Origin of the sequence: Streptomyces sp. LS1784, from assembly GCF_020103755.1 — a bacterium.
In the GTDB taxonomy this organism is placed as follows: domain Bacteria; phylum Actinomycetota; class Actinomycetes; order Streptomycetales; family Streptomycetaceae; genus Kitasatospora.
Genome location: NZ_JAHSQD010000184.1, coordinates 1 through 8,614, shown reverse-complemented (window position 1 = coordinate 8,614; position 8,614 = coordinate 1). Strand labels below are relative to the sequence as shown.

General features: G+C 74.0%; 10 protein-coding genes. 7 read left to right on the top strand and 3 right to left on the bottom strand.

All coding sequences use genetic code 11. From position 1 onward, the window contains the following. Positions 1-87: 87 nt before the first annotated feature. Positions 88-1,248: a polysaccharide deacetylase family protein gene (locus KS423_RS21360; RefSeq protein WP_224281174.1), complete on the bottom strand. Its 1,161-nt coding sequence runs from the start codon at positions 1,246-1,248 to the stop codon at positions 88-90. A 370-nt stretch (positions 1,249-1,618) separates the two neighbouring features. Here KS423_RS21360 and KS423_RS21355 point away from each other — a divergent pair, with 370 nt between their 5' ends. From KS423_RS21355 to KS423_RS21345, 3 genes are all read left to right on the top strand, one after another. Then, positions 1,619-1,891, top strand: a complete 273-nt coding sequence (locus KS423_RS21355) for a hypothetical protein (RefSeq protein WP_224281173.1) — start codon at positions 1,619-1,621, stop codon at positions 1,889-1,891. 280 nt (positions 1,892-2,171) lie between these two features. Next, positions 2,172-2,711, top strand: a complete 540-nt coding sequence (locus KS423_RS21350) for a sugar transferase (RefSeq protein ID WP_224281172.1) — start codon at positions 2,172-2,174, stop codon at positions 2,709-2,711. Between the two features lie 21 nt (positions 2,712-2,732). Further along, a complete protein-coding gene (locus KS423_RS21345) occupies positions 2,733-3,221 on the top strand; it encodes an NUDIX domain-containing protein (RefSeq protein WP_224281171.1) in 489 nt (162 codons plus the stop codon). Between the two features lie 75 nt (positions 3,222-3,296). On the opposite strand, the gene KS423_RS21340 is transcribed toward KS423_RS21345, so the two are convergent. After that, positions 3,297-3,836, bottom strand: a complete 540-nt coding sequence (locus KS423_RS21340) for a PTS fructose transporter subunit IIA (protein WP_308020225.1) — start codon at positions 3,834-3,836, stop codon at positions 3,297-3,299. 449 nt (positions 3,837-4,285) lie between these two features. Between KS423_RS21340 and KS423_RS21335 the strand changes: the two genes are divergently transcribed. The 4 genes from KS423_RS21335 (at position 4,286) to KS423_RS21325 (ending at position 7,569) form a co-directional block, all read left to right on the top strand. Further along, positions 4,286-4,498, top strand: a complete 213-nt coding sequence (locus KS423_RS21335; RefSeq protein WP_181970881.1) for a DUF397 domain-containing protein — start codon at positions 4,286-4,288, stop codon at positions 4,496-4,498. An 813-nt stretch (positions 4,499-5,311) separates the two neighbouring features. Further along, the gene (locus KS423_RS21330; RefSeq protein WP_224281170.1) at positions 5,312-5,806 is read left to right on the top strand and encodes a hypothetical protein; all 495 of its coding nucleotides are present in this window, start codon (positions 5,312-5,314) and stop codon (positions 5,804-5,806) included. An 80-nt stretch (positions 5,807-5,886) separates the two neighbouring features. Continuing rightward, positions 5,887-5,970, top strand: coding sequence for a putative leader peptide (locus KS423_RS48545; protein WP_350526312.1), 84 nt, complete (start codon positions 5,887-5,889; stop codon positions 5,968-5,970). A 168-nt stretch (positions 5,971-6,138) separates the two neighbouring features. After that, positions 6,139-7,569 (top strand): acyl-CoA dehydrogenase family protein, encoded by a 1,431-nt coding sequence (locus tag KS423_RS21325; RefSeq protein ID WP_224281169.1) that lies wholly within the window; start codon positions 6,139-6,141, stop codon positions 7,567-7,569. 35 nt (positions 7,570-7,604) lie between these two features. Here KS423_RS21325 and KS423_RS21320 read toward each other — a convergent pair. Beyond that, positions 7,605-8,614, bottom strand: a 1,010-nt coding sequence (locus KS423_RS21320) for an aminoglycoside phosphotransferase family protein (protein ID WP_374119999.1), incomplete at its 5' end; no start/stop codon positions are given.

The window sequence follows — 8,614 nt, the reverse complement described above, 5'->3', positions numbered from 1 at the left end:
TGCCGTTTGTGGGTCGGGCCCCCGGGGGGGGGGGCCCCCCCCCCCCCCACCCCCCCCCCCCCCCCACCCGCGGAGGCGCCGTCCGCGCTACGCGACGGCCTGGCGGCGCCAGCGGCGGTAGGCCGGTTCGAGGCCGGAGAGGATGGTGTCGAAGCGGCGGGTGCTGGTGGTGGAGTCGACCTGGAGGCGGCTGATCTGGAGGGGATGGGAGGGGAGCCGGGGGCCCAGGCGGTGGTCGGAGAGGAAGCCGAGGCGGTAGCCGAGCTCCTGCAGGACGATTTCAGCACGGACGTCGTGGCCGCCGTCCGGGTAGGCGAAGGCGGTCGGTGGTTCGCCCAGCCAGCGGGTGAGGGCTTCGTGGGCGCCGGTGATCTCGGCGCGCACGGTGTCGTCGTCGCAGCGCCCGAGGCACGGGTGCCCCTGGGTGTGGTTGCCGATGGCGACGCCCCCGTCCCGCAGGGCGAGGAGGTCGCCCGGGGTCAGCTGCTCCTGGCGGGGCGGCCGGCGGTCGGCGCTGACCCGTAGCTCGTGCAGGCTGCGCCGGCGGTCCGGGTCCGGCATGGCCTTGAGCCGTCGGAGCAGCTGGGACGGGTGTCCGCAGTCGAGTGAGCGGGCCCGGCCCCCGTGCCGGGCGAGGAAGTCGGCCTCGTGCCACCAGAACGGCCGTTCGGTGCCGATGAGCTCCGAGATGACGAACGCGGTGGCCGGAATGCCCCGGGCGTCGAGGGCCGGCAGGGCGTGGGTGAGCACGCTCCGGTCGGCGTCGTCGAAGGTGACCAGGACGCTCCGGGGCGGCAGCGGCTGCCGCTCGGTCACGGCTTGGAGGACCGCGTCGAGCGAGACGGGCGTGGCGAGCCGCTGGAGCCGGTCGAGCTGGGCGCCGAAGGATCGGTGGTCGGTCACCCCGTGGTACGCGAGCACGGCGAGCCGCTGGGCGGCCAGGGCTCGGAACAGCGGCTGGACGGGGGCGAACCGCAGCCATTCGCCCCGAGCGTCCTGCTGTTCCGTATCGACGGCCGGCCGGTGACGGCCCCCGCCGTCCCGGTGTGCGCCCTGGTGGTGCTCGCCGTGCCGGCGCTCGCCGTGAAGAAGCTCCTTGTGCAGATGCTCGCCGTGCAGGCGGTCGGTGGGTCGGCCGGTGTCGTGCCGGTCCGCCGCGCATCCGGAGGGCGGAGGCAGCGCGCGCACGCCGGGTGCCGGCCGGGCGCGGGCCACGGAGGTCGATGTACTGGACTGGGACTGCGGCACGGTTCCCCCTCGTTCGCCGAGCGGCGTGGCGGTACCGCCGGAGGACGGAGCCCGGCCTCCGACTCCAGGGGCGGAGGCTCCGTCCCTGGATATTCCTGTTCTCGGTGGGGGGTTCACACCCGCCCCTCGAACGGCTCCTGGATCACTCAATGCCATTGAGACCGCTGCACCGGACGGATGGTTGTACCGGGGGGACGAGGATTTTTCGTGGACTGATTGTGGAGCCGGAATGCCCGCGCGGACGTCTCGGACACACTTCGGGGAGGTGCCGACGAGCCCCTGACCAGCCGGATCTCCCGGTTGCACAGGGTGTTCACGCCTTCACTCACTGCGGGCTGCCGCTCGCGCTGCCCCGGGGTACCTTGGGCTCATGGCAGATGCGGACCGTGACCCCCTCGACCTCCACGGGGCCTCCCGGATGGCTCGTGCATGCAGCGGTGGAGCCCTGGTCACCCACCAGCTCCCGCTGGCCGTGGTGGGCCTGGCGTGCCTGGCGCTCGGCATCGTCGTGGCCGTGTTCGTTCCGGACAGTGACGGGCCGGCCTGGGCGATGGCGGTGGCCGGCTGTCTGGCGGCGGGCGTTCTGCTGCTCGGCCGGATCGCCTTCGGCGTGATCCGCGACCGGCGTCGCGCCGCGCTCTGACGGCATCCCGGTCGGCACGCCGGCCGTACGGTGGGCGGGTTCCGTCCGGACGATCCCCCCACCCGTTACGTCGATCGCTCTCGGCATTCCGAAACGGCAGATCGAGCGAAATTGGTCAGACCGACTGAATATCGTCCAGTCTGACAATCTTGAGTCCCCTTCTTTCACCATTCCAGGGCGAAGGCTCCATCCCGCCTCTACTGTGAATGGGTTCTTCCGGCTCGAAGCGTCGCGGAGGGGGAGCGATGGGCGGCAGACCGGATCGTGCCATGGCCGCTTCATGAGACGCGGTGGCGACCTCGCCGTCGCCGTCCTGGCCGCGATCGTCGCACTGCCCCTGGCCCTGCTGATCGCCGCCCTGCTCCGCTGCACCACCGGCGGCCCGGTCCTCCAGCGGCAGACCCGGACCGGCCGGCACGGCCGCGAGTTCCAGATCCTGCGCTTCCGGACCGGCGGGGACGGCCGGCTCACCGCCCTGCTGCGCCGCAGCGGCCTGGAGGAGCTGCCATGCCTGTGGAACGTGGCGCGCGGCGAGATGGGGGTGATCGGACCCCGGCCGGCCAGCCCCGACCAGGTGGTGCGCTACTCCCGCCGTGAGCGCGACCGGCTCGCGGTGCGGCCGGGCCTCACCGGCTGGGCCCAGCTGCACGCCCTGAGCCGCGGCCGGACGTCCAGCCCGCTCAGCCGTCCCGAGTGGGCCGAGCTCGACCTCTGGTACGTCGAGCACCGCTCGCTCGGGCTCGACCTGCACATCCTCGGGCTCACCGTGCTCGCCCTGCTGCGCCCCGACACCGGCCGGACGCGCCGGGTCGGCCCGTGACCGCCCCGATAGGCTGCGGCCATGGCCATTCCCCCCTTCCTCGCCGAACTCCGCGCCCTCGTCGGCACCCGTCCGCTCTGGCTGAGCGCCGTCGTCGCCGTCGTGCTGGACGACCACGACCGGGTGCTGCTCGCCCGCCGGGCCGACGACGGCCGGTGGGCACCGGTCGGAGGCATCCTCGACCCCGGTGAGCAGCCCGCCGACGGCGTGGTGCGCGAGTGCGAGGAGGAGACCGGGGTGGTGGTCGTGCCCGAGCTGCTCGCCTCCGTCACGGTCTCGCCGCAGGTCACGTACCCGAACGGCGATGTGACGCAGTACCTGGTGCTGACCTTCCGCTGCCGCGCGGTCGGCGGCGAGGCGCGGGTGAACGACGACGAGTCGCTGGAGGTCGGCTGGTTCGGGCTGGACGAGTTGCCGCCGATGATCGAGAGCGAGCACGAGCGGCTGCGCCACGCGCTGGAGTGCGAGGGCCCGGCGGTCTTCACCTGGGAGGGCAAGGAGCGCCCCTGAGCCCGCCCACCGGCGCCCACCGCGCCCACCGGGCTCCTGCGGCCCCCGGGCCCCCAAGGCCCCGTCCGAGCGGGGTCAGCCCTTGTGCTGCCGGTAGGCCTCCTCCGCCGCGTCCAGCACCGCGGCCAGGTCCCCGCCCGCGGTGGCGGTCGCGGTGGCGGCCACCGCGCCCTCGACGAACGGGGCGTTGGCGAACCGGACCGGGAACGGCAGCCCGTGCTCGTCCGCGTCGGACAGCAGGGTGCGGACGGTGGTGACCGCCCCGCCCAGGTCGGCGAGCACCACCACGCCGTGGCCCTGGTCCACCCGGCGGGTCGCGGCGGCCACCAGGACGGCGCTGATGCCCGGTCCGTCCGACGGGTCGCCGCCGGTCGCCGCGACCGGCGCGGGGGAGTCGGATCCGGTCAACGCGAGCGCGAGGGAACGTACGGCGGTGGCCAGTTCCTGGCTGTGCGAGACCAGGACGATCCCGACCCGCCCGTGCGTGGCGGGCCTGGCGGGGGTCGGCCGGGGAAACGAGGTGGGCGAGGGAGGCGTACGGGGTGCGGGGGGATGGGCCGAGGGGGCGTCGGAGATGGGGATGACGTCGGCGCGGGTGCCGTCCCGGCGGCTCATCGGCTGCTCCCTTGAGCGGATCGGTGGATGGATCGGTGGGTGGGTGGGTCGTTCGGGCAAAGCGGTCGGGCAAAGCGGAGCAGTCGAGCAGCGCGGTGGGGCGGTGGGGCGGTCCGCGAGCGGCGGCGGCCCGGTCCGCGCGGGGCTGCCGAGGGCTCCCGGACGGCCGGCGGGCCCGCCCTTCCGGGCTTTCCGGGCCGCCCGGGCCGGGGAGGTGCCCGGGCGGCGTCCTGGCAGCACTCTGGCAGCTGCCCGCCGCCCCCGCCGGTCGGGACACGCCTCAACCCTTCCTCCGGCGGTGTCCGTCCCCGCCTGGAGGAGTCCTCGTCAACCCGCTGACCGGGGCGGGGCGGTGTGGCTAGGCTGGCCCCGGAACGCCGTCGGGAGGAGATCGGTCAGTGGGATCCAGCAGCGGGACGGACACGGAGGTCGGCGGGGCACAGCCGGGGCTGGCGCCGAACGGCAAGCCCAGGGTGGACTTCACCGGGGCGGAGTGGCTGTGCAGCAGCCAGGGCGTCGGGGACGTGCAGATCGCCTTCGTGGACGGCTACATCGGGATGCGGGACGGCCGCCAGGAGGACGGGCCGGTCCTGGTCTTCACGCCGGGCGAGTGGCGGGCCTTCGTGCTCGGCGCCCGGGACGGTGAGTTCGACCTCACCTGAGGCCCGAGCCGAGGCTTGCCGGGCCGCTCATCACGGAGCGGGCCCTCGTCGTGGAGCGGGCCCTCGTCGCGAACCGGACTCCTCTCGCGGAGGCCGGTTCAGGTCCGACCGGGCTCCCGACCGACGGAGGTCCGCTCCGCAGACGATCTTTCGGGTCCGAACATCACAAGTGATGATCCATTGAGCGTGCCCCGTCAGAATTTCTGTTGACTGTTAGACAAACGCAGCTCAGAGTATGAGCACGGGCAGACGCCGTGCCCACCGCCCCCACGCGGCCAGACACGGCGCCTGCTGTGCGGCCCGGCAGTACTGCCAGGCCATCCTCCCAGTCATCCCCTGCGCACCGGGGTGCGTCGGCCGGTCCCGGCCCCACGAGGGGCCGGCAGTCGCCGGGAGGCTGGCGCCGAAGCCGAGAGCGACTCGGATGACGGCACCGATGCTCGGGACCCGCACGCCCCCACGCGGCGGTGTCCCGAGCAGATCCACGGGAGCGACGGGCCGGGGCCCCGCGGATCTGGCTTGTGATGCATGGAACTGTTGGCTTGTGTGTTTGTGCTGTGTGCGATGACGAAGCTGGGTGCTCGGCAGTTCGGCACGACAAGTGCACAGTGAGGGAAACGCGTGTAGGGCCGCGTTGCGACATGCCGTCCCCCCGGAGGGTGAAACCCAGAACGGCTGTCGTGCTGAACCGAACGTAGCCCGGACGGTTGCTCAGAGTCAACATTGGTCTCTGAGCGTCGATCTCCCGCCCGTCCCCCGGCGGTGCCCCACCCACCTCGCGAGCGCGGTGTGCCGGACACGTACGATGTTCCCATGTCTTTTCTCCGCCGTCGCACCGGACAGCCCGCCGGCCCGGACTTCGACGTGCTCGCGATGGACCCGGGCGACTGGCCCGGTGACTTCGGTGCGGCCATGATGACCGGCCCGGACGGCTCCTGCCAGGGGATTTTTCTGCGCTACGACCTGTTCGGCGGCAGAGGCCCGGCGATGTTCATCGGCAACCTTCCCGAGGGTTCGCCCGCCCGGGAGACCGGGGACAGCGTGCCCTTCGAGGTGCGGCAGCTGCTCGCGGCGCTGGAGAACGACGAGCCGGTCGAGTTCGTCTCGGCGGAGGACTTCCCGGTGATGCTCGGGGACGACCTGCTGATCGTGAAGAAGGTCAAGGTCAGCGAGGAGCGCGTGTTCTGCGCCCAGTTCGGCCGCAGCGACGGCGTCCTGGTCACCATCGCGTCCTGGGACCGACCGATTTCGGACGACCTGTATCAGCTGCTGAAGCCGCTTCCGGCGGACATGTTCCAGCAGGGCTGATTCCGGCGGGGGCCACCGGCTCCGCCCGATGGCCGGACGCTGCTTGACGGTATCGATCAACGATTCGTACAGTCGCGAACATGCCGTGCCGTCTTCCGCTGCTGACCCGTCGCAGGCATCTCGACCTGCGGCGCACCGCCAGCGCGGCGTGTCCGGGCCGCTGAGGGGGATTCGTCCCCCGGCGGCGAGCGGTCGGCCGGGTGTCCGGTCGGCGCCGACACCAGGGGGCGGGCCGTGAGCCGGCCTCCGGGGCCGCCAATCGGTACCGCGCGCCCGTACGGGGTGCCGCCCGCATCAGCCGAGCCCACGCTGCCGCCCGGAGGCACAGCATCATGACGACCCGCGCCGCCAACCGTTCGACCGCCGATCGCTCGTCCGAGGACCACGCGTTCGACAACCGCCCCGTCGGCGACCGTCCGCCCAGGAGCGCCCCCGCCAAGGAGGCTCCCGTCAAGGACGCCTGCGCCGGACGCCGTTCCCGGACCGTTCCGCCGACGGCGGGTTCCGACCGGTCCGATTCCGGCCGTCTCGAATCCACCGGTTCCGCGTCCACCGGTTCCCCGTCCGCCGGCCCCGCCGGCCCCGCCGGTCCCGCACCCGACCGCACCGCGATCGAGACCGCCCTCGCGGGGCTGCCCCGGGTGGTCGACCTGCTGGCCGCCCGCGCCGAGGAGCACGACCGCGACGCGACCTTCCCGTACCAGGGGATCGAGGCCGTCCACGAGGCCGGACTGCTCACCCTCACCGTCTCCGAGCGGTACGGCGGGCCGGGCGGAACGCTCGCCGAAACCGTCCGGGTGCTGTCCCAACTCGGCCGCGGGGACGCCTCGGTGGCCGTGGTCACCGCCTTCACCCTGCTCCGGCACGCCGAGCAGGCCCGGCGGGCCGACTGGCCGACGGCCGGCTACCGGCGGCTGCTCACCGAGTCCCGGCGAGGCCCGGTCCTGGTCAACACGCTGCGGGCGGAGCCCGGTGCCGGGGCGGGCGAGCTGCCCGCGACGGTCGCCCGACGGGACGGTGACGGCTGGCTGCTGACGGGCCGGAAGACGTACTGCACCGGCGCCGAGGCGCTCGCCTGGATGGCGGTGACGGCGCGGACCGACGAGGAGGAGCCGAGGATCGGCACCTTCCTGGTCCGCGGCGAGAGCGAGGGCCTGGAGATCGACCCGACCTGGGACCAGCTCGGGCTGCGGGCCAGCGCCAGCCACGACGTCGTGCTGGACGGGGTCCGGGTGCCGGCCGACCTCGCGCTCGGCCTGGCGGCCGGTCGCCGGACGGCCCGTCAGGGCGTCGACGCCGAGGCCGAGCTCTCCCTGGCCTGGCACGACCTGGCCCTGTCCGCGGTGGCGATCGGCGTCGCCCGGGCCGCCGAGGCCTGGCTGATCCGCTTCCTCAACCAGCGCACCCCGGCCAACCTGACCGAGCCGCTCGGCACCCTGCCCCGCTACCGGACCGCCCTCGGCGAGATCGAGGCCCAGCTGATCGGTGCCGAGGAACTGGTCGAGGGCCTGGCCCCCCGGGTGGACCGGGGCGAGCCGGAGGCCGTCGCCCGGACCGGTCCGGCCCACCTGCTGGCCACCCGGGCCGCGACGGCGGTGGTCCAGCAGGCCGTCGCCCTCACCGGCAACCCCGGTCTGAGCCGGCGTCACCCGCTGGAGCGGTACCTGCGGGACGTGCTCAGCAGCCGGGTGCACCTGGCCCCGGACGAGACCGTCCTGGAGGCCGCCGGCCGGGCCGCCCTCGAACGGGGCGCCCGGCCGTAGGAACTCCCGCGACCCAGCGGGGGCCCGACCGCGGTTCAGCGGGTCCCGACCGCGGCGCGGACGGCCCGGCGGGCGAGCGCCGCGTCGTCGTAGAGCCGACGGATCATGATCCGCTGCTCCTCGCCGGCGCCCGGCACGTCGTACAGCCGGATCTCCCGCATCAGCACCAGCACCAGGTTCACCAGGAACGCGTCCCGGGCCAGCGTGCCGCCGCTCTGGGCGAGTTGGCTGATCTGGCGACGCGCCGCGGTGTCCCCGGACAGGACGCTCCAGAGCACCGCCAGGTCGTAGCCGGGCAGGTACCAGCCGGCCTGCTCCCAGTCGACCAGCACCGGGCCGGACGGCGCCAGCAGCATGTTGCTGAGCAGGGCGTCGCCGTGGCAGAGCTGGAGCGGAGTGTGGCCGAGGCCGTGCAGCAGGCCGCGCAGGTCGCCGGCGTCCCGGTCGGTGAGCTGGCCCACCGAGTGGTAGCGGGAGATCTCCAACTGGTAGTCCAGGCGTGGCTGGAAGACGTCGGTCGGCGGCCGCCACAGGTTCAGCGTGCGGACCGCGGTGAGCAGCGCCCGCACCTCGCCCGGGGTGGGCGCGTTGACCGGGTGGCGCTCGCGGGCCGCCGGGCGCCCGGGGACGCGCTCCATGACCAGCACGCACCGGTCGTGGTCGGCCGCCACCAGCCGGGGCAGCCGCACCGGCGGACGGTGCCGGACGAACGCCCGGTAGACCGCCACCTCGTGGTGGAAGTCGGCCACCAGCTGCTCGAAGTACTCACTCCGCACCGCCTGCGGCGCCAGGCACTTGGCGACCACCGGGGCCCGCCCGATGGTGCCCGCCACCAGGATGTGGCGGCTGCCCTCGCGCAGGACCTGACGCGGGGTGAACGCGGGACATATCCGCGAGACGCTGGCGAGCGCCGCCCGGACCGCCGGGGTCTGGAGCGCCGACGGATCGATCCGCTCCGGGCCGCCGCCGGGCTGGCCGGGCCGTCGGGCCCGCAGCACCTGGCCGTCGGCCTGCCGGGCCAGTGGCATCCGGCCACCGGCCGGCA